At 40.1% G+C, this 21,337-nt stretch carries 19 protein-coding genes; 17 read left to right on the plus strand and 2 right to left on the minus strand.

Annotated features, from left to right (window positions below):
- Nucleotides 1–319 precede the first annotated feature (319 nt).
- The 3 genes from QA584_RS06775 (at nucleotide 320) to QA584_RS06785 (ending at nucleotide 4,645) form a co-directional block, all read left to right on the plus strand.
- Nucleotides 320–1,234 carry a helix-turn-helix domain-containing protein gene (locus QA584_RS06775; RefSeq protein WP_278273754.1) on the plus strand — a complete coding sequence of 305 codons (915 nt, stop codon included), beginning with the start codon at nucleotides 320–322 and terminating at the stop codon, nucleotides 1,232–1,234.
- 151 nt (nucleotides 1,235–1,385) lie between these two features.
- A complete protein-coding gene (locus QA584_RS06780; RefSeq protein WP_278273755.1) occupies nucleotides 1,386–3,035 on the plus strand; it encodes an ATP-binding cassette domain-containing protein in 1,650 nt (549 codons plus the stop codon).
- A complete protein-coding gene (locus tag QA584_RS06785; protein WP_278273756.1) occupies nucleotides 3,029–4,645 on the plus strand; it encodes an ABC transporter ATP-binding protein in 1,617 nt (538 codons plus the stop codon). Before QA584_RS06780 ends, QA584_RS06785 begins: the two co-directional genes overlap by 7 nt.
- 380 nt (nucleotides 4,646–5,025) lie before the next feature.
- Here QA584_RS06785 and QA584_RS06790 read toward each other — a convergent pair whose 3' ends face one another.
- Nucleotides 5,026–5,946 (minus strand): helix-turn-helix domain-containing protein, encoded by a 921-nt coding sequence (locus QA584_RS06790; RefSeq protein ID WP_278273757.1) that lies wholly within the window; start codon nucleotides 5,944–5,946, stop codon nucleotides 5,026–5,028.
- A gap of 373 nt (nucleotides 5,947–6,319) precedes the next feature.
- Here QA584_RS06790 and QA584_RS06795 point away from each other — a divergent pair, with 373 nt between their 5' ends.
- From QA584_RS06795 to QA584_RS06860, 14 genes are all read left to right on the plus strand, one after another.
- Nucleotides 6,320–6,718 carry a Rid family hydrolase gene (locus QA584_RS06795; RefSeq protein WP_278273758.1) on the plus strand — a complete coding sequence of 133 codons (399 nt, stop codon included), beginning with the start codon at nucleotides 6,320–6,322 and terminating at the stop codon, nucleotides 6,716–6,718.
- A 74-nt stretch (nucleotides 6,719–6,792) separates the two neighbouring features.
- The gene (locus tag QA584_RS06800) at nucleotides 6,793–7,929 is read left to right on the plus strand and encodes a tyramine oxidase subunit B (protein WP_278273759.1); all 1,137 of its coding nucleotides are present in this window, start codon (nucleotides 6,793–6,795) and stop codon (nucleotides 7,927–7,929) included.
- Nucleotides 7,930–8,008: 79 nt separating this feature from the next.
- Nucleotides 8,009–8,317, plus strand: a complete 309-nt coding sequence (locus tag QA584_RS06805) for a (2Fe-2S)-binding protein (RefSeq protein ID WP_278273760.1) — start codon at nucleotides 8,009–8,011, stop codon at nucleotides 8,315–8,317.
- Nucleotides 8,318–8,438: 121 nt separating this feature from the next.
- Nucleotides 8,439–10,022, plus strand: a complete 1,584-nt coding sequence (locus QA584_RS06810; RefSeq protein WP_278273761.1) for an FAD-dependent oxidoreductase — start codon at nucleotides 8,439–8,441, stop codon at nucleotides 10,020–10,022.
- Nucleotides 10,019–10,354, plus strand: a complete 336-nt coding sequence (locus QA584_RS06815; protein ID WP_278273762.1) for a (2Fe-2S)-binding protein — start codon at nucleotides 10,019–10,021, stop codon at nucleotides 10,352–10,354. The genes QA584_RS06810 and QA584_RS06815 overlap by 4 nt, the downstream gene beginning before the upstream one ends.
- Entirely contained in the window at nucleotides 10,351–11,478 is a 1,128-nt protein-coding gene (locus QA584_RS06820; protein ID WP_278273763.1) for an NAD(P)/FAD-dependent oxidoreductase, read from the plus strand. The genes QA584_RS06815 and QA584_RS06820 overlap by 4 nt, the downstream gene beginning before the upstream one ends.
- A 267-nt stretch (nucleotides 11,479–11,745) precedes the next feature.
- Nucleotides 11,746–13,155: an APC family permease gene (locus tag QA584_RS06825; RefSeq protein ID WP_278273764.1), complete on the plus strand. Its 1,410-nt coding sequence runs from the start codon at nucleotides 11,746–11,748 to the stop codon at nucleotides 13,153–13,155.
- A 568-nt stretch (nucleotides 13,156–13,723) separates the two neighbouring features.
- Nucleotides 13,724–15,007, plus strand: a complete 1,284-nt coding sequence (hflX, locus tag QA584_RS06830; RefSeq protein ID WP_278273765.1) for a GTPase HflX — start codon at nucleotides 13,724–13,726, stop codon at nucleotides 15,005–15,007.
- 163 nt (nucleotides 15,008–15,170) lie between these two features.
- Complete coding sequence (locus QA584_RS06835; protein ID WP_278273766.1) at nucleotides 15,171–16,097, plus strand: homocysteine S-methyltransferase family protein; 927 nt, start codon at nucleotides 15,171–15,173, stop codon at nucleotides 16,095–16,097.
- Nucleotides 16,098–16,252: 155 nt separating this feature from the next.
- The gene (locus QA584_RS06840; protein WP_278273767.1) at nucleotides 16,253–17,275 is read left to right on the plus strand and encodes a threonine aldolase family protein; all 1,023 of its coding nucleotides are present in this window, start codon (nucleotides 16,253–16,255) and stop codon (nucleotides 17,273–17,275) included.
- 110 nt (nucleotides 17,276–17,385) lie between these two features.
- Complete coding sequence (locus QA584_RS06845; protein ID WP_278273768.1) at nucleotides 17,386–17,838, plus strand: GNAT family N-acetyltransferase; 453 nt, start codon at nucleotides 17,386–17,388, stop codon at nucleotides 17,836–17,838.
- 27 nt (nucleotides 17,839–17,865) lie between these two features.
- Nucleotides 17,866–18,744 carry an SDR family oxidoreductase gene (locus QA584_RS06850; RefSeq protein WP_278273769.1) on the plus strand — a complete coding sequence of 293 codons (879 nt, stop codon included), beginning with the start codon at nucleotides 17,866–17,868 and terminating at the stop codon, nucleotides 18,742–18,744.
- A gap of 208 nt (nucleotides 18,745–18,952) precedes the next feature.
- Complete coding sequence (locus tag QA584_RS06855; protein WP_278273770.1) at nucleotides 18,953–19,741, plus strand: SagB/ThcOx family dehydrogenase; 789 nt, start codon at nucleotides 18,953–18,955, stop codon at nucleotides 19,739–19,741.
- 2 nt (nucleotides 19,742–19,743) lie between these two features.
- Nucleotides 19,744–20,031: a DUF503 domain-containing protein gene (locus QA584_RS06860; protein WP_278273771.1), complete on the plus strand. Its 288-nt coding sequence runs from the start codon at nucleotides 19,744–19,746 to the stop codon at nucleotides 20,029–20,031.
- 8 nt (nucleotides 20,032–20,039) lie between these two features.
- On the opposite strand, the gene QA584_RS06865 is transcribed toward QA584_RS06860, so the two are convergent.
- Nucleotides 20,040–21,332 (minus strand): diaminopimelate decarboxylase family protein, encoded by a 1,293-nt coding sequence (locus QA584_RS06865; RefSeq protein ID WP_331487853.1) that lies wholly within the window; start codon nucleotides 21,330–21,332, stop codon nucleotides 20,040–20,042.
- Nucleotides 21,333–21,337 lie beyond the last annotated feature (5 nt).

The raw sequence follows: 21,337 nt of genomic DNA on the forward strand, positions 1-21,337 counted from the left end.
ATAATGAAAGTTCATAAATAGATTATTTTCAACTAAAGCAGTACTTGAGTTGTCCAATGAACAAGGCTAAAAGACTGATTGAGGCAGAATTCAATTACCAGTTGCTTTAACTTTCGACTATTGCTTGCTATTATGTTAATGCAAGGATGCAAAACTTCAGCTGAAATCTTAGATACAATACAAAGAATTGAATATAGGAAGGTCTCGTGACCTGGTATTCATTCTAAACCCATAAGTAACCTTTTAATACTTGAAATTAATAAGGAAATTGTTAACCGTAGTCAGAAGACCAATTATAAGAAAAGAAGGAGCCAACGATATGTTTAATACAAGCAATGTAGGAAAGAAAATAGCGCAGCTGCGGAAAGAAAAAAATATGACCCAGATGGAACTGGCAGATATCTTAGGGGTAAGCTATCAGGCAGTAAGCAATTGGGAAAGAGGAAATTCTATGCCGGATATCTCAAAATTGCCGGAACTGGTACAATTACTTGGGTGCAGCATAGACAGCCTTTTATCGGAGAATAAAGAAAGCGCCTTGGTGAAACATGTGATAAAAGGTGATGAAAAAGAATATATAAAGGCAGAAAAAATAACGGTGGATACCTTAGCCGCCGCCGCCCCTGTATTAAAACCCAGCCAGACAGAAAATCTTTTACATACGGTGCTGGAAGAAAATGAGGAAAAACTTACAACGAAGGACTTAATCAGTATAGCCCCCTTTATCGGAGAAGAATTCCTGGAACAATGGGTTAATAAAATTGATGTGGTTGCTAATGCAGGAGAACTAGTGGGTCTCGCTCCATTTTTGGAGGAAGATCAGTTGGATCGTCTGGCAAAAAAAATTACGGAGGCAGGCAGTCTGGCTCAGATTATTGGATTAGCACCTTTCTTAAGTGAAGAAACCTTAGATGATCTGGTTAAAAAAGCAGATAGTGCCGGAAGTATCCGTGAAATTATTGGACTTGCCCCCTTTTTAAGTGAAGAGACCCTGGATGGACTGGTGGATGAATTAGCAGATACAGGCAATATCCATGAAATTGTAGGACTTGCTCCATTTATTGGGGAAGAGACCCTGGACCGCCTTGTTATGCAGGCTCTTGAGAAAGGGGAAGTAACAGAATGCAAGGGGTTATATCCCTTCTTAGGAAATGAGACCCTACATAAATTGGCGGATGCATTGATAAAGAAAGAGGGTTTTAACGCGATAAAGGGACTGGCACCTTTTCTGTAAGAGAAGATGATTTGATGCTCAAAGCTTTCGCCATACTCTGGGCAAGCTTTAGCTTTGAAATTGTATCAATGCATGATATATAGTTGCACGAATGGGTTTCCGCAACTATTGATAGCTGGAATAATATTATGAGGAGAGCAGGATAGTTTATATGAAAGAATTGCTATTAAGGAGAAAAGGAAAGTTTATTCAATATCTGTTTGCTACGTTTCTGTTTATTATTGACCACTTTGTGCAGATGGTGATTTTTGCACTGATTTTAGGAGCCATTCAGAAAGGAGATCTTAAATATTACAGGACTGTTGTAATGATTACGGTTATATTCGTATTATATGCCCCCTTAAATTTTATATTGTCTAGAATGCTTCGGCTCCGTTATATGAGGGACACCATATTAGATGTGAGAAAACAGGCCTTTGATAAGATAATCAATCTGTCCTTCAAGCAGTTTTCACAAAAATCCAAAGAAATTTACATATCAAATTTAATCAATGACGTTAATACGTTTGAGAATAAATTTTTCAACAGTTTGTTAAATTATCTCATCAATATGGGAACTTACCTGCTTTCCCTGATGGTTTTAGTTGTTTTGGACTATAAATTAGCTATTGGGATGTTTTTATTTTCCCTCCTTTTGTTTGGTCTGGCCCGCCTATTTACGAAAAAGATGACTGTCTTAGAACAAAACGTATCCACCTATAATGAGCAGTTTACTACGGATATGTCAAATACCTTTAATGGAATTGAAATACTAAAACTTAACAACATAGAAGAAAAATTTTTATTAAAAAGTATCGGCACAATAAACCGGGCGGAACAGAAAAAGTATGCTGCCAACGTATTCAGCGATCTCCAGAGAAATGTAATCCGTATACTTGCCTTTGCAGTGTCTGTTGGGGTCATGATCTATCTGGCTTATGGTTTTCAGAGAGGGGCATCTTTAGCCCAGGCGGGTTTGGTGTTTCAATTATGTTCTTCGATAAGCAATTTCCTGATTAATGCCTTTCCTATGTTAAATCAGATTAAAGCTTCCGTAAGTATCTACGAAAAGATTGCCAACCCCGATGAGTATACCCAGATACAAAGTAAAAATACCAGGGAATTTGAATTCCAGAATCAGATTACCCTTGAAGGCGTGAATTTTTCCTATGATAAGAAAACCATCTTAAATAAAGCAGCGTTTACCATTGAAAAAGGTAAGAAATATTTAATTAAGGGAGTCAGCGGGTCCGGTAAATCCACCCTTATGAATCTGCTTGCCATGGCTAATGATGAATATGAAGGAAATATAACTGCGGATGGGGTAAACTACCGGGAGATATCAGAAAAATCCTTCCATGATAAGGTTGCTTTTGTCTATCAGGACGTATTTTTATTTGAGGATACCATTAAGAACAATATTGCCTTGTATAAGGATATCCCGGAGGAACAGATTGCATATGCCGCCAAGGTGTGTGGACTCATGTCAATCATTGAGGATAAAAAAGAAGGCATCCATGCAAAACTTACGGAAAACGGTGGGAATTTATCCGGCGGACAGCGCCAGAGAATATCTGTTGCCAGGGCTATTGCCAAAAATGCTGAGATTTTATTTGTGGATGAGGGTACCTCCAGTCTGAATGAAGAACTGGGCAGAGAGATTGAGAAGTTATTCTTAAACCTGAACAACACGGTAATTGCCATCAGTCACAGGTTCTATGAAGGGGTGACCGATCAATATGATTATGTCCTGGAATTAAAGAACGGTATGGTCAACCGCTATACTGCAAAAGAGTATTTCAATGAGGTGATAACATGGTAAAAAAATTGATACAGGTATTTCCCTATTTATTGCTGACCATGGTAATAACAACCATAGCTGCTGTATTAGACGGTTATGTTACCAGAAAAATGATGTCTACCCTGGATTTCGCCATAAAAGGTGATGTGGAAAAAATAAAACAGCTTGCACCGGGACTTTTGTTAATGGCATCGGTGCTGGTGCCATTAGGGATAGCAACAGCCCTGACCAGTAATTTATATAAGAGAAAAGCAAATATCATTCTTAAGAAATACTATGTTACCAAAGTATTTAGTAAGAACATTGCAGAATTTCAGAAAGAGAATAATGCAAAGTATTTATCCAGTATGACCAATGATTTTAATACTCTGGAGGCAAATCTCATTGGCGGAATTTATACGGTAGGCAGCGGAGCGGTGAATTTTATGGTAGGAATCTGGCTGTTAGCCACAGTAGACCCCAGAATGATACTGTTATCCTTAGTCGTAATAATTATAAATCTTCTCATAAACATCCTGACTGCAAAACCGGTTAAGAAGGCCTATAAGGAAAGAAGCGATATGTTTGACGGGTTCACCTCATATATTAAGGAGGTTTTATCTGCTTTTCATATTGTTAAGAACTATAATCTTCAGACAAAGGTTACAGAGGATTATTATGAAAAAAGTGATCAGCTCCAGCACAAATGGTTTGTAATTGAGCGGATGGTAACCTTTATCTACAGTGCTCAGAATTTTTTTATGAGTGGTTCTATCTATGGTGTCATGTGCTTCATCGGATATTTTGCAGTAATTGGGAAGATAACCCCGGGAGGCGTTTTGCTGGTGGTGGAAGGGATTGGTCGTATGACTTGGCCATTGTTTGAAATCAGTGAGAGCCTGCCAAAATTATTTACCACCGGGAGCCTGATTAAAAAAATAGAGGATACTTTAAAAAATATGGACACCTATGTAGAAACCGTTGATTTACCGGAGTTTAAAGAAAAGATTGAATTCAAAAATGTTGGATTTCATTATGATGATGATGAACAGGTGATTTTAAAGGATATTAATCTGCAATTTAAGAAGAATGGGAAATACTTAATCGTCGGTCCCAGTGGCGGCGGTAAATCCACTTTGTTAAAACTGTTCCGCAAGTATTTTTCTCCAACCTGGGGCAATATATTAGTTGACGGCCACAATATGAAGGATGTGAAAAAAGATCAGTATTTTTCACTGGTTGCCAATATTGAACAGCAGGTGTTTATCTTTGAAGATACCATAAAAAATAACATTACCCTGTATAAGGAATACACTAAAGAAGAAATAGAAGACGCTGTGAAAGCAGCAGGACTGAATGACTTTATCTATAATCTGCCCCAAGGTCTTGATACGGTAATTTATGATAACGGCAGGAATATATCCGGAGGTGAGAGAAGCCGGATTGTTATAGCTCGGGCACTTTTAAATAAAGCAAGTATTCTGTTTATGGACGAAGCCTTTGCTTCCCTTGATATGGAACGAGCCAGGGAAATTGAAAAGACCATCCTTGATTTAAAGGATATCACGGTTATCAATGTAAGCCATGTAATTTTTAAAGACACCAAGCAAATGTATGACAGAGTTATTACGATTAAGAAAACTGCTTATTAATCCGTATTCTACCCAGATAGTGTTGGCATTGATAAAGACCTACGAACAGAAATACACCAATGGATATATGCTCACAAAACGTTTTGTATTAGCTCTGGTCAATAAAGATAAAGACTTCATTATTGACTTATCCAATTTAGGCAAATAGTTAATGGCTTGGCAATCGCTAAAACAGGGGCTTATACAAACTAATAACCAGCCCCTGTTATAAAAAAGCATCAAATCATTTAGCCATAGGTATATTGTCCTACTTGGATATAAATTCCCATAATATAATTGCTCAAGTATTTTCCTTATTTGCAACCCCTCCTTATCAAATGTAAATAAGCTTATGGCAGACCACTTCATCAGCAAGTTCTTTTAGATTTACTCAGGCTTATTTACATAACAACATGCAGTTTTTTGTCATAGGCATTAAGAAGCAGATTGTCAATATAGCTTCTGGGTGTTAAGCCGGTAAATTGTTTAAATTCTTTAATAAAATGGGACTGGTCAAAATAACCGAGTTCCAATGCAGTGTCAACGTAGTTAACACTGCCAACATAGTTAACACTGCCAACATAGTTAACACTGCCAACATAGTTGACACTGTTAACGCAGTTGGCACTGTGGATGGTTTCGATTAGATTGCTGACAGATTTTTGGAACCGGATATAGCGGATTAAGCTTTTGGGATTCATACCAAAATCTTCATGTATTTTTTGGTTTAGGTAACGTTCCGTATAGCCGGTAAAGGTGCTTAAATCACTGAGTTTTAAGCTGCCTCCTGATTTTAGTATTTCATTTCTGATGGCATATTTTAAGGTGGTTTTATCTTCTGCCCTGGCATTCGTATGGAAAGAGTAAAAATCCATAAAAGCCTTTATCTTATCTTCAAAGGTTTCTGCAAAGTACATAGTCTCTAGGAACTGTTCCTTTTTCTCTCGGGAAGGAATCATTTCGTCGAATACTTCTTCGTGATTCACAAGCTCACTTAATTTTACAACTCCTTCTGCCGGATTAACGCCGGGCATAAAGCGGACTCCGAAATACTCGCATTTTAATTCTGCTGCCGTCGTACCTTTTTCCAAAGTAGTTCCGGCTATTTTTGTGTGCAGCTTCCCAGCCTTCTTCCAAAATAATATATCCACACAGGCATCCGGTATTACGCCCATCTTGTCTGATTCAGCCTTAAACTGATAGAAATGGGACAGGTTGTATTTCATCAGGTATTTTTTACTGTAATTGGATGTTGCCAGTACAAATTCCGGTTGTTTGGGATTTAGTTCGGTTATTTTTATTCCGGTATTAACATTCTGCATAGGAACCTCACTTTCAAGCGGGGGATTGTGGATAACAAAAAAACACAAAGACAAACGCCTTTGTGTTTTGCATTATTTTAGCATTGCGGGGATTTTACGTCAAGTGAAAATTTATACCATTAATGTAAGTATCTTTTACAACTTGTTGCAATTCACCAGGTTTTAGTGTCATAAGGAACCAATACAAAAAAATATACGTGGAATACCGTCTTAAGCATCGTAATTATATATCTTTTTGTGTAATGCTAGTTCCGATTTTTACAATAAAATACCATATCCAGCGGATATAATGAGGGCAGTGAAAGACAAAAGGGTCTTATGGCGAAGCAGCGATAAGGCTCTTTTGTTTTCTTTTTAGGAAAGGGGATATTCAATGAAACGAATTAATTATTCATCAGGGGCTCCTTTGGAGGAAGCAGTTGGTTATTCCAGAATGGTTAGAGCCGGCGAACATATTTATATCGGTGGAACGACGGCGGTGCAGCCGGATGGAACGGTTAAGTGTGAAACGCCCTTTGAACAGGCGGATTATATATTTCAGAAGTTAATCAGTTTACTGGAAGTGGCAGGGGCAAAAGTGAGTGATGTTATTAAGATTAAAGCATATATTACGGACATGAATTTTGCTAAAGAGGTTGGTATTGCCTATTCCGTATATTTTAAAGAGATTAGACCGTTATTTACTATGGTAGAGACGCCAAAATTAAACCGTCCCACTCAATTAGTGGAGATTGAATTAGAAGCAATGATAGGCTGTGAACTGGCAGATTAAGAAGAGGTAAGGTTACATGACTATCTGAGAAATGGATTACAAAAAAACAATACAAGAAATAAGGAGGAAAAAAGATGGGTTATCCGAATATTGATTTTATTTACTTGAATGAAGAAGACATGATTAAAGCAGGTGTTATGGACATGAAAGGCTGTGTAGAGGCAATGGAGGAAATGTTTAAGCTTCTAAAAACAGGGGATTTCCGAATGGGAGGAGCAAATGCCAATTCTCACGGTGTCATGATGACCTTCCCGGAAAGTTCACCCTTTCCTAACATGCCTACAGACGGACCGGACCGGAGATTTATGGCTATGCCGGCTTATCTGGGAGGAAAGTTTGATATGGCTGGTATGAAATGGTATGGTTCCAATACACAAAACCGGAGTAAGGGTCTTCCAAGATCCATTCTAATGCTTACCCTAAATGATAAAGATACCGGTGCACCCCTTGCCTATATGTCTGCTAATATTCTTAGTGCATTTCGGACAGGAGCAGTACCGGGAGTAGGAATAAAGTACTTTTCCAGAGAAGACTCTAAAGTAGTGGGAATTATTGGTCCGGGTGTTATGAGTAAGACGGCTTTTGATGCGGCAATGGCAGTTAGAAATAATATAGAAACAGTTAAAATCAAAGGAAGAAGCAAGAAGTCTATCGATAAATTCATTGCCTATGTAAAGGAGAAATATCCCCACATTACAGATTTTAGAATTGTAGAAACAGAAGAGGAAGCCGTAAGAGAGGCAGATATCGTAAGCATTGCAACCTCAAGCCCGACAGGAGATCCAAGTTTTTATCCCTATATTAATGAAGCCTGGATTAAGCCCGGCGCTGTCCTTTGTTGTCCGGCTTCTGCAAGATTTGACGATGATTTCATTATAAACCGTGCCAGAAATGTGGCGGATAACATCCAGCTCTACGAAGCCTGGGAAGAAGAGATGGATTTCCCGGCTTATAACTCAGTGCCTATTCCGGCGGTCCACTGTATGGATTTAATCAAAGAAGGTAAGTTAAGACCCGACCAGATCGATGATCTTGGTGAAGTTATAATGGGAAAAGTACCGCTGCACCGTAAAGAAAATGAGATTGTCATCTATTCCGTAGGTGGTATGCCAATCGAAGACGTAGCCTGGGGTACCATTGTCTACCGGAATGCGTTGGAAAAAGGCATTGGTACGAAACTAAATCTTTGGAAAGAGCCATATCTTGCATAAATCATAACCAATAATAACACGGCAGTTTAGTCAGACAGCTTTCGAAACAAAAATAAACTGCGGAAATTTGGAGGTATAAATGAGAATTGAAGAGCATCCGATTCTTGGGAAACCGGAAGTAAGAAGAACAATAGAATTTACCTTTGACGGAAAAATTATGTCAGGGTTTGAAGGAGAGCCTATTGCCGCAGCACTTAGAGCGGCAGGGGTAATGGTTCATCGTTATACAAAGAAAAACCATTCGCCCAGAGGAATCTTCTGTGCCATCGGACGTTGCACCGATTGTGTCATGGTAGTAGATGGAAAGCCGAATATAAGAACTTGTATCACACCGTTAAAAGAGGGTATGACGGTACAGACTCAGTACGGGGTATCGGCACAAAAATAAAAGTTGTTACTATTAACAGTCCTGAAATAAGCAGATGTGTTATAAATAGAAACGAATATAACCTATAACCGGCTATTAGTATCGAAAGTTTTGGATACAGGGTTAAGAAAGGGATGAAACTATGAAACGTTATGATCTGATTATAGTAGGAGCAGGTCCGTCAGGATTGTCTGCTGCAATTGAAGCAGCAAAAAGAGGGCTTAAGGTTATTGTATTTGATGAAAATGCAAAGCCCGGCGGACAGCTCTTTAAACAAATTCATAAATTCTTTGGTTCGAAAGAGCATAAGGCGAAAATCAGGGGATTTCGGATTGGAGAAGATTTACTAAAAGAAGCGAATGAACTAGGGGTGTCGGTATTACTAAATGCTACTGTAGTTGGTTTATATCTGGATAAGGAAATCACGGTACGAATAGAGGATGAAATCAGGCATTATAAAGGGGATACCATAATTGTTGCCACTGGAGCTACCGAAAACATGGTTACTTTTGAGGGCTGGACCCTGCCGGGAGTCATGGGAGCCGGTGCTGCCCAGACTATGATGAACCTTCATGGGGTGAAACCTGGTGAGAGAGTGCTGATGCTTGGGAGCGGAAACGTCGGCTTGGTAGTAAGCTACCAGTTAATGCAGGCAGGCTGTGAGGTGGTAGCCCTTGTAGATGCAGCGCCAAGAATTGGCGGTTATGGTGTCCATGCTGCTAAGCTTACAAGATGCGGAGTCCCTTTTTATCTTTCTCACACCATAGTAAAAGCAGAGGGAGAAGAAGGGGTAACAGGGGTTACCATCGCAGAAGTGGATGGAACCTGGAAGCTTATACCCGGAACGGAGAAACAGTTTGATGTGGATACCATCTGTCTGGCAGTTGGACTCTCTCCTATGTCTCAGCTCCTTACAATGGCTGGTTGTATTATGAAGGATACTCCCTTAGGTTATGTTCCTGAATGTGATAAGTTCGGAGGTACCAGTGTCCCGGGATTATATGTAGCAGGTGATGTCTCTGGTATTGAGGAAGCAAGTTCGGCTATGATAGAAGGACGGATTGCAGGTATTGCAGCAGCATGTTTTTTGGGCTTCATAGATGAAGAAGAAAGAACCGAAGAGACCGATAAACTGGAGGAGGCTTTAGAGAGTCTGAGAGAAGGAATGTTTGCTCCTAAGAATCGGGGAAAGGTTATAGATAAGACAGAGGAAGGAATTTTAGTTTCAGAAAATCTATTAAAAAAAGGTTATATAAAAGAGGATGAAATGGAACGTTTTCCTGGAGGTTTAAAAGGAAAGGGTATCCATCCGGTCATTGAATGTACCCAGAATATCCCTTGTAACCCCTGTCAGGAAGCCTGTCCCAGAAAATGTATCCGGATAGGTGAGAAAATCACGGCATTGCCTGCCGTTGATATAGAAATGAACTGCAGCGGCTGTGGAATGTGCGTAGCTTCCTGTTCCGGTCAGGCAATTTTCTTAGTTAACGAGGATATTGATAAAGACTATGCGTTTATAACTCTACCCTATGAATTTCTTCCCTTACCGGTAAAGGGCGAAAGCGGAAAGGCACTGGACCGAAGCGGGCAGGAGGTTTGTCTTGCAGAGGTGGCAGAGGTAAAATCCCTGAAAGCCTTTGACCAGACCCACCTGTTAACCATGAAGGTTCCAAAGGAGATGGCTATGAAAGCCAGATTCTTCTTAAGACAGGGGGTGAAGGCATGAGCAGCAGAAAAGACAGATTGGAGCCGTTAAAGGACTTCGTACCTCAGGAGGATGATGGGATTATCATCTGCCGCTGCGAAGAGGTAACAAAGGGTGAAATCCGGCGGGCGGTCCATGACGGTATGTATACACTGACAGAAGTCCGCAGATATTTAAGAACCGGTATGGGGCTCTGCCAGGGACAGACCTGCGGGAAGCTGGTAAAGGGTATTATAGCAAGAGAATTAGCCCTGTCACCTTTAGAATTAGAACCTGCAATGTCAAGAGCTCCTATGAGACCAGTTGAGATGATTGTTTTAGGTAATGAAGAGAAGGAGGAGAGAGGCTTATGAGTAATCATGCAGAGGTTATTATCATCGGTGGCGGAGTTATTGGTAATGCTGCAGCCTATTATCTTGCCAAAAAAGGCTGTTCTGTCATTGTCCTTGAAAAAGAAGACTCTCTGGGGAATGGCGGTTCCAGCAGAAACGGCGGAGGTGTCAGACAATCCGGCAGAGATAAGAGAGAATTGCCCCTGGCTATGTATGGAGTAAAGAACCTATGGCCTACCCTATCCGAAGAACTGGAGATGGATGTGGAATATTACCAGAAAGGTAATCTGCGTCTGGGAAAGACCAAGGAGCATATAAAGATTTTAGAAGGCTTGACAGAAAGAGCTGTAGCCAGTGGTCTTGATGTTACCATGATAGACGATAAGCAGGCAAGGGAAATCTGTCCTTACCTGTCGGAGGAAGTCATAGGAGCCAGTTGGTGCCCTACAGACGGTCATGCCAATCCAATGCTGACAACGCTGGCTTATTACAGGAAAGCAAGACAGTTAGGAGTCAGATTTATTACTGGTGAAGAAGTAAAAGAAATCAGAAAGATAAAGGGAAAAGCCAGGCAGGTAGTAACGGCAGAGGCAGTCTATGAAGGGGATACGATTATACTGGCAGCAGGATATGAGAGCCGGAAACTGGCAGGAACCATCGGCATAGACGTACCCATCAGTAAGGCTTTGCTGGAAGTTTTGGTTACGGAAGCACAACCTCCTATGTTTTATCAGATGTTAGGAACTGCCATGGCTGACTTTTATGGTCACCAAAGTACTCACGGTTCCTTTGTCTTTGGCGGGTCGTCAGGATTTGAAGATGTGAATAAGGATAATGGTACCCCCGTTACCAACAGCCTGACCGCTTCTTGTATCTGCAGAGGTATCATGAAATATTTTCCCTGTCTTTCCGAAGCTAAAATTGTACGTACCTGGGGCGGCTGGATTGATGTCTGCGCGGATCATGTGCCGGTAATCAGTCAGGTAGAGGAAGTTCCAGGTCTGATTCTGGCCTGCGGTTTTACCGGTCACGGCTTTGGCATTTCCCCCACAGCAGGCTTGCTGTTATCCCAAATGGCGGTGGGAGAAGAAACCGCACTGAATATAAAGGATTTTAGGTACGATAGATTCCAGGCAAAAATCTGACAGTTCCGATTTTTACAATTAAAACAGATATGGATAAGTTATAATAACTTTATTATTTAAGTAACAGCCGCCGAGGGGTAAATGTTATCTGGCAGGTAAAAGATATCTGACAGGTAGAAAATATCTGGCCGCACGAAATGAAAAGAATATAATATTACCGGTGCCATACCGGTTTGACAAAGGTGTCTTGCATATGCCAAGATGCCTTTTTGGCTTGCATCAGTTAGAGTCTGGTGGTCACAGCTCTTATGAAGAAAGGAGAATTTTATGACAGAGAAAAAGTTAGGACTTGGAAGTGCCATATCCGTATGCGTAGGACTAATTGTAGCAACAACCTGCCTCTTATCCTTAGGGTTAGGAACAGGTCTGGCAGGAAGAGGATTTATCATAGCTATGGCTATCGTTGTTGGTTTAAATATTTTACTTGCTCTATCCTTTAATGAACTGCATGGTTTAATGCCTGAGGTGGAAGGAGGTCTCGGACAATATACCCTAGCTGGGTTAGGACCAGTGCCGTCTATCGTCTCCAACCTGTCAGCATATGTTATAACAAATATCCTGGCCGGTTCTGTTGAAATGGCTATGTGCGGCATAGTACTTCAGAACACATTTTTCCCTCAGATACCAGCTGTAATAATCAGTCTGTTTGTTTTAGCATTCCTTGTGGTAGTAAATTACTTTGGTGTTGATATATTTGCTAAATTTCAGAATATAGTAGTTGTATTACTCATTGGTTCCCTGGTATTAATGGGTATCATCAGTGCATTTAAATTAGGAACTGGTGCGGTGGTGGAAGCTTCTGCCCAGACAGCTCCGGTGGTTACTGGTTTCTCAGGGATCATATCCCTTCTGGCATTAGCTTTTTGGATGTTTATTGGTATCGAGTTCGTGATACCCATATCAAAGAACTTGAAAAATCCGAAAAGAGATGTTCCGCTTGCTATGATACTGGGAGTTCTTTTATTATTCGTGGTTCAGACTTTATTAAGCACTGGAATGTTTAATTACGTAACCCTTAAAGAACTGTCAAGTTCAGATATGCCCCATATGGTATTTGCTGAAAACTTACTTGGGAAAGCAGGAGCCAAATGGATGGGGATTATAACCATCCTTGCCGGTGTCAGTACGATTAATACCGTACTTGGAAGTGTAACCAGAATTTTAAGCGGAATGGCAGATGCACAGATGATGCCGGGATTCTTTAATAAAAAGAACCCGAAAGGAACACCGATAGCAGGACTTGTATTCATGAGCGGTATCATTGCAGTGATATTAATAACTGGTTTTGCAACAAGTTCCGGTCTCACCAACCTTCTTTTAGCAGCATCCTGTTTCTGGCTTACGTCTTATATTATGGTAAATATAACAGTGCTGGTGTTAAGGAAAAGGTATCCGAAGGCACCTGGTCGGAATAATAAGCTTACATTATTAGGAATCCCTCAGATACTATGCATAGCCGGAGATGTATTTATGATTTGGAATATTGCAGAAGGAGAAGCCAGAATTTTTATCTATAAGATATTCTTTGTATTACTGGTAATCTTATTTGGATTTGCGCTTATATGGGTTAAGGTAATTAAGAAAGCGCCGGCCTTTAAGAGTGCGACGTTAGAGGAAATCAATCATGTCAAACTGGAAGAAGCACCGAATATGATTAAAAATCTGGAAGGTGTTTAAACTGGAAGATATAATATTTCCTTGCAGTTGTGGTATCAGTATGGTATTATGAGTATAACTTTAGGATTGGAGGGTTGCTTAAAAATGGGAATTTTTTGGATTAAATTTCGTCTTGGAGCGATATGTGAATAATTTCATAATGCTAAAACACTCTGCTAATGCAGGGTAAACGGGATTGGTCTGCCTATTTTTAAGAAAACCTTTTTGAACGAATCAAAATGAATGATATGGATAAAAGGAGGGAGGTTCTGCCCTCTTTTTTCTATATCTTTTATTTATTTTACGAGGAAAGTTCTCTGAACTTATCTCTTAAAATAAAGAGCACCTTAAGCAGAATACGCATTAAATTTAAGTGGAAAGTGTCACTGATGTGGCAGCGCGTCTATGCTAAAACCTGGCAGGTTATGATGCTTGTTCTTTTACAGAAAATTATTTTGAATTTACTAGGCAATAAAAGCCTCTGCTATAGGAATAAAAAGGGCATTTATAGTAAAAAGTGGGCTGATATTCTCCGTTTATCTTTTGCAGGCAGAAGTCTGTTTACCAAATTTTAAATGGAGGATATTATATGGAACAAAGACAAAAAGCGATACTCTTAGGAGCTAATTTAAACAATAATGCAGATTTTAATAATTCAATGGAGGAACTATGTAATCTGGCTAAAGCCTGCGATATTGAAACGGTAGGGGAAATGAGCCAGAACCTGTCAAGAATTAATCCTATACATTATTTTGGCAGAGGCAAGTTAGAGGAGGTTTTAGAATTTGTCAAAGAAAGAGAAGCAGATCTTGTAATCTTTAATGACGAATTATCTCCCTCACAGGTCCGCAATCTGGAAGAAGTCTTAAAATGCCGGGTAATAGACCGGACGGTTTTGATTCTGGATATCTTTGCAAATAGGGCAAAAACCAAAGAAGCGCAGCTTCAGGTAGAGATTGCCAGACTTCAGTATATGCTGCCCAGATTAGCCGGTGCCAGTGATGCGCTGGGACGTCAGGGAGGAGGTTCCGGTCTTAGAAATAAAGGGACCGGTGAAAAGAAGCTGGAGCTGGATCACAGAAAATTAGAGGACAGAATCAGCGCCCTGAATAAAGAACTGGAAGTTTTAGTAGCGCAGCGTCAAAACCAGCGCAAACGCCGTAAAAAGAATGAGGTTCCGGTTATTGCACTAGTAGGATATACCAATGCGGGAAAGTCTACCATTATGAATACCATGTTGGGAATGTACCATTCTGATATGGAAAAGCAGGTATTTGAAAAGGATATGCTGTTTGCGACCCTGGAGACTTCCGTAAGAAACATCAGTCTGCCGGATCATAAATCCTTTTTATTAACAGATACCGTAGGGTTTATCAGTAAACTGCCCCATCATCTGGTAAAAGCATTCCGTTCCACGTTAGAAGAAGTTGCAGAGGCAGATTTGCTCCTGCATGTGGTGGATTACTCCAATCCCAATTATAAAAGGCAGATTGAGGTTACGAAAGAAACCTTGAAAGAACTCGGGGCTGACAACATCCCGGAAATATATGCTTATAATAAGATTGACTTACGGCTATCTGAAGATAACAGTGAAAAGGATAAGCCTGAGGCAGAGACAGATAATATAATTATGATATCTGCCAAGAAAAAGCTTGGTATGGAGCAATTGACAGACAGGATAAAGGAACAGGTATTTAAAGATTATGTAGAACTGGAAATGCTGATACCCTATGATAAGGGAAATGTGGTAGCTTATTTCAATGAACACGCAGCTATAAAATCCACCAAGTATGAAGCCGATGGCATATGGATTACTTTGGAGTGTAAAAAAGCCGATTACGAGAAGTTTAAACAGTATGAGAAAGTAAAATAAAAACAAGTATAAATACGGACTTACCTATAGCCAAAGCTATGGGTAGGTCTTTTCAAAACGGATTACCATTACTTATCTAATTTATTACAGGGTAGAAAGTAAGAAATAACAGTGGTATAATTATCCTGGTAAAGATGAACCTTATTAAAAAAGGGAGCAACGGATGAATTTTTTGGAAAGTTATGAAAATAATAAGATATTATTAATGGAAGGCGCAGTCGGAGAACGGCTGAAACATGAATACTTCCTGGATTTAGACGAGCCGGTGGCATTAGCTGGTCATATATACAAGGAACAGTCCAGAAGTGCCTTAAAAGAGATATACAGTCAGTATATTAAAACTGGTGTAAAATTCGGATATCCGGTTATGTTAACCACACCTACCAGGAGAGCAAATAGGGAACGGGTAGGAAGTTCAGCATATAGTGCGGATATTATTAAAGATAATGTTGCTTTTATGCGGCATTTAAGTGAGGAATATTCCCATCCGGTATTGATTGGCGGTTTGATGGGTTGTAAAGGGGACGCCTATAAGGCAACGGAGCAATTAAGTACCAGGGACGCACATAACTTTCATTCCTGGCAGGCAGAATTATTTAAAGCGGCAAAAGCAGATTATCTATTTGCAGGTATTATGCCTGCATTGCCGGAGGCGGTTGGTATGGCAAATGCCATGGAGGATACAGGGTTACCTTATATCATTAGTTTTATGATTCGGGAAAATGGAAGATTAATCGATGGGACTGCCATCTCTGAGGCCATTAAAATAATTGACAGTGAGACAGTACGTAAACCAGTCTGTTATATGACGAACTGTGTCCATCCATTTATTTTAGATAAAGCGCTGTCACAGACCTTTAATCAGACAGCGGTTGTAAGGGAACGTTTTATGGGAATTCAGGCTAACGCATCACCAATGACACCGGAGGAGTTAGAAGGCGGCGGTGATATTATTGTTTCTGACCCGGTGGAATTGTCAGCGGGAATGATTAAGCTTTGTAAGGAATATAAGTTTAAAATACTAGGAGGCTGCTGTGGAACGGATCAATGTTATATGGATGCCATAGCAGAGAGACTTATGGAGATTTAGCTATGATACTTATATTAGATTGATAAACCATATTGTATTGATACTTCACATTGCATAGTTACATCATATTGCATATAAAACAAGATTTCAGTGAACAGAGAAAGGAATTGTAATGAGTGGGAACTAATAAAGGACTCATTAAATAAGGTAGACCTATGTATAGTTTTATAAATGATTACAGCGAAGGCGCTCATCCGGCGGTGCTTGATTTATTAATAAAATCCAATCTGGAACAGAATGCGGGTTATGGAGAAGATATTCATACGTCGAAAGCCAAGGAATATATCTATAAGCTGATATTCAATGACAAGGCAGATATCCACTTTATACCAGGAGGCACCCAAACCAACCTCTTAGTCATATCCTCCTTCCTGCGACCACACCAGTGCGTAATTGCTGCGGATACGGGACATATTAATGTACATGAAACAGGAGCTATTGAAGCCACGGGACATAAAGTAATTGCCATGCCCTGCAAAGACGGAAAGCTTACCCCTGCTATTATACAGGCGGCCCTTGACTATCATACCGATGAACATATGGTACAGCCTAAGATGGTATACCTCTCCGATACCACAGAGGTAGGAACCATCTATACGAAGGCAGAATTATCCGCAATCCATCACATCTGCAAATTAAATGGATTAATCTTATTCTTAGACGGAGCCCGTATGGGGTCGGCTATGACCTGTCAGGAAAATGATCTGGAGTTAAAAGACATTGCAGAGTTAGTGGATGTATTCTATATCGGTGGCACCAAAAATGGTGCTCTTCTTGGAGAAGTACTGGTTATCTGCAAGGAGGAGTTAAAGGAGGATTTCCGTTACCTCATTAAGCAAAGAGGTGCATTAATGGCAAAAGGTTTTGTTCTGGGTATCCAGTTTGAAGCCTTGTTTTGCGATAATCTCTATTTTGAATTAGGAGCCCATGCCAATGAAATGGCCGAAAAGATAGCAGGGGTCTTAAAAGAACTGGGTTATTCCTTTTTAGCACCGACTGGCACCAATCAGATATTTCCGATTCTGACAAATGAGACCATTGAAAAACTGGAGAAGGAATTCGTGTTCTCCATCCAAAAGAAAATGGATGAAACTCATAGTGCGGTCAGATTCGTAACCTCCTGGGCGACTAAGGCAGAGAGTGTAAAGGCTTTATGTGACTTCTTTCGTGGAGTATAATTGTTAAGAAACGGAGTTCAAACAGAGACCTTAACAAATCAAATCCATAAACAGAAGAAAAGAGTGTTTTATTAGTGCTACTTAATGTAATATAACTATTAGGAGAAAATATGGAATTTATCGAGAAATATACTGACGGTGACGATACCGATTTTGCTAAGCTCTCAGAAGAAGTAGAAAAAGAATTTTATGGGATATATGGTGAGGAACAGAGTAAGTATACGGCTTATAACGGTCTTTTACATATCAGGGATGTCCTGCTTTTGTATGATGAAAGTACACCTTTTGCATGTGGGGGTTTTAAAGAATATGCCCCTAAAGTAGTGGAATCAAAAAGAGTATATGTAAACAAGGCATATCGGGGAAATGGTTATAGTACATATATAGTAAGAAAATTAATTGACAGCGCGAGAGAAAAAGGATATGAGACCATGATACTTGAAACCGGTCAAAAGCAGATTGAAGCAATCTCTTTATATAAAAAACTGGGTTTTGAGATTATGGAAAACTATGGACAGTATAAGGAAGACAGTAACAGTATTTGTATGAGTATCAGATTATAAATGCGATATAGCTGAAAGGAGCCAGAAATGTCAGAGTCGAAGGAGCAATCCATTCCGAACGAGGAAGGTAAGAAAAAAACAGCCTTAGTTACCGGCGCTAATTCCGGTATGGGTAAAGCGACAGTAGCCGCTCTTGCAGATCAGGGATATCAGGTAATCATGCTTTGCCGAAGCAGGGAACGAGGAGAGGCAGCATTAAGGGAATTACAGGAAGTAGAGAGCAGAGATTTATCCCTTATGTTATGTAATCTTGCCAGCCTGGAGAATATCCGTCAATTTACGGAGGAGTTTAAAGAAAAATATGAAAAACTGGATGTGCTGGTCAATAATGCCGGGGTCATTTCTCTGAACAGAAGGGAAACGGAAGATGGCTTGGAGGAGCAATTTGGGGTAAATCATATTGGTCACTTTTTACTGACACTAAGGTTATTAGACCGAATGAAACAAGGCGGCAGAATTGTGGTGGTAGCCTCCGGTGCACATAAAATCGGCAGGATACATTTTAATGATTATAATTTAAAATATGGATTTAATGTGGTAACTGCTTACAGCCAGTCCAAGCTTGCCAACATTTTATTTGCAAGAGAGCTTGCAGAACGTCTCCGTGACAGGGGAATCACCGTTAATTGCTGCCATCCCGGAGCAGTGGCAACTTCCATGGGAATTGACAGGAATACAGGGTTTGGGAAAACCTTAGTAGGTTTGTTAAAACCTTATTTCATTACCCCCGAAATGGGTGCCAGTACTGCGATTTACCTTGCTACCAGCCCTGACGTAGCTAAAATTACCGGAAAGTATTTTTACCGCTGCTGGATGTCTAAAACTTCAAAAGCCGCCAAAAGTAAAAAGGATGCAAAACGGTTATTTGAACTAAGTGAAAAGCTGACAGGTGAGAAATTTAAATAAAAAGTAATTCCGGAGAATGAAAACAGTAAGTGAAAAGTGAAATGAGAAGTGAAATGAAAAGTGAAATGAGAAGTGAATTGAAAAGTGGAATTGATAATTGAATTGAAAAGTGAATTGATAAGAGAAAAAGGTTATCAGTAAGAGAAAAGGGATTTATTCATACATTCTACATATGAATAAAACTAAGTTTAAGTTTGAAGGAGAAGTTATGGATAAGGAACAATTAAAGGCTAAATTAAAGGAATTAAGAGAAGTCATGAAAACAAACGATGACGATATTGACAGTGATCAGGATTTGGGAGTAACACAGCCTCCGTTAACAAAAGAAAAAATAAGCGACAAAATAATTCCCCTGACGAAAGAATTTGACCAGGTAGTTATTAATAATGATTTTCTTTCACTTGTCAATACCAGAACCAGTAAACGTAAATATACGGATGAATCCCTTAAGTTAGAAGAACTGGCCTTCTTATTATGGGCAAGCCAGGGGGTTAAGAAGGTTATCGGGACAGGACGAAAAGCTACGATACGAACAGTACCCTCGGCAGGTGCAAGACATCCTTTTGAAACCTATCTGTTTGTAAATCGGGTAAATGGTTTGGAACAGGGGCTTTATCATTACTTACCTCTTGAGCATGCATTGGAGTTCTTGGGAACGATAGAAAATCAGATTCAAAAGGTAGATGCAGCATATTGCGGTCAGGCATTTTTTGCAAATGCACCGGTTGCGTTTGTATGGACCGTGGTACCATACCGTACAGAGTGGCGTTATACTACGAATGCACAGAAATATGCCTTGTTAGATGCAGGTCATTTGTGCCAGAATTTATATCTGGCCAGTGAGGCCATAGGCTGTGGAACTTGTGGAATCGGCGCCTATGAACAGCCGCTGGCAGATGCTCTTCTCGGTCTTGATTCAACGCCTTCCGCTGAGGAGGACAATGAATTTGTTGTATATGCGGCTTCAGTTGGCAGAGTGGAAAAGAAGGAGTCATAAGCATGTTTATCGGGACGCTGAAAGTTAAAATACACACCCCCTGGGTTCATTCTCTAAAAGAAAAACGTATGGTGGTGAAAAGTATGTGTGCAAAAGTCCGTAACAAATTCAATGTGTCCATAGCAGAGATAGAAGAGCAGGATATCCATCAGATAACGGTCCTTGGGCTTACTTTAGTTGCGGGCGACACCTCCCATGCAGACAGTATGATGGATACCATCATTAATTTTATAGAGGGTAACACAGAAGGCGAACTAATTCATGTTGACCGGGAAATCATTCAGGCATAATAAGGGCATTACCTGGATTTTATCGGATAATCCAAAGTTGCAAAATAATCGGCTGTTGACTCTGCCCGCCTGATCTGTTTCACGGAGCCATCTGTACAAAGCAGTAGTTCTGCCGGTCTTAGCTTACCGTTAAAGTTATGGCTATGAGCGTAAGTATAAGCTCCGGCATCATGAAAAATCAACACATCACCTGGTTTCATCCTGGGCAGGTGATAATCAATGGCAAACTTGTCTCTATTTTCACATAACGCGCCGGTAATGTCATATACCTGATTCGGTTCTTCTTTTTCTTTACCGGCAGCTGTGATGTGATAATAATTGGAATATCGTAAAGGACTCATAAAGCAGTTGGTAGAAGCGTCAAGACCGAGAAAGGTTTTGACGGTTTCTTTTACATGGAGGACGGATGAGACAAAGTATCCGTAAGGTCCCGTCATGAAGATTCCAAGTTCCAGATATAATGGAAGGGAAGTAAGACCCGCAGTGCCAAGCACTTCATCATAAGCGGCTTTTATGTGCCAGCTGATGGCTTCGATATCCGCAGGAGAATCCTCTTTATAAGGGATCCCTATTCCGCCGGCTAAATTAATAAACTCTAGTGTAATGCCGGCGAGGGTACTAATTTCAACCGCTTTTTTAAATACCAGTCTTGCATTATCACCAAAATATTCTGCTTCCCGTCGGTGGGAACCGAACTGACAATGAAGTCCAAACCTTCTGGCTCCTTTCGTTTTAAGCAGCTTTATGCCCTCAATGAATGCATCTTCTGTAAATCCAAATTTGTAATTCTTATAATCCAAAATTATGTTATCCTGATATGTGATGGTGCAATCGGGATTTAAGCGTAAGCAGACAAGCTCTGGTATACCAGCACAGTTTTGTAAATAATCTATGTGGCTATAATCGTCCAGATTGATAATGGCATCAAGGCTCTTGGCCTTCATAAATTCCTCCTTTGTGGTTACATTAGAGGTAAACATAATATCATCCCCTGAAAATCCGCAGGAATCCGCTAAAATCAATTCCGTAAGGGAAGCACAGTCCACTCCGCAGTGCTCCTCTTTAAATGCGTTCAGGATAAAGGGGTTTGGAGCAGACTTTACTGCAAAATATTCACGAAAGCCTGTATTCCACGAAAAAGCTTTGTAAAGCCTACGTATATTCTCTCTTATTGCTTTCTCATCATAGATGTAAAAGGGAGTAGGGTATTTTGATATAATCTGTTCTAATTCTTTAAAGTTTATCGGGAATTTTTTCGTACTGTGGGTTAATTCCTCTGAGTTTACCGGCATATTTTTCATAATCT

The organism is Anaerocolumna sp. AGMB13025, from assembly GCF_029689925.1.
In the GTDB taxonomy this organism is placed as follows: domain Bacteria; phylum Bacillota; class Clostridia; order Lachnospirales; family Lachnospiraceae; genus Anaerocolumna.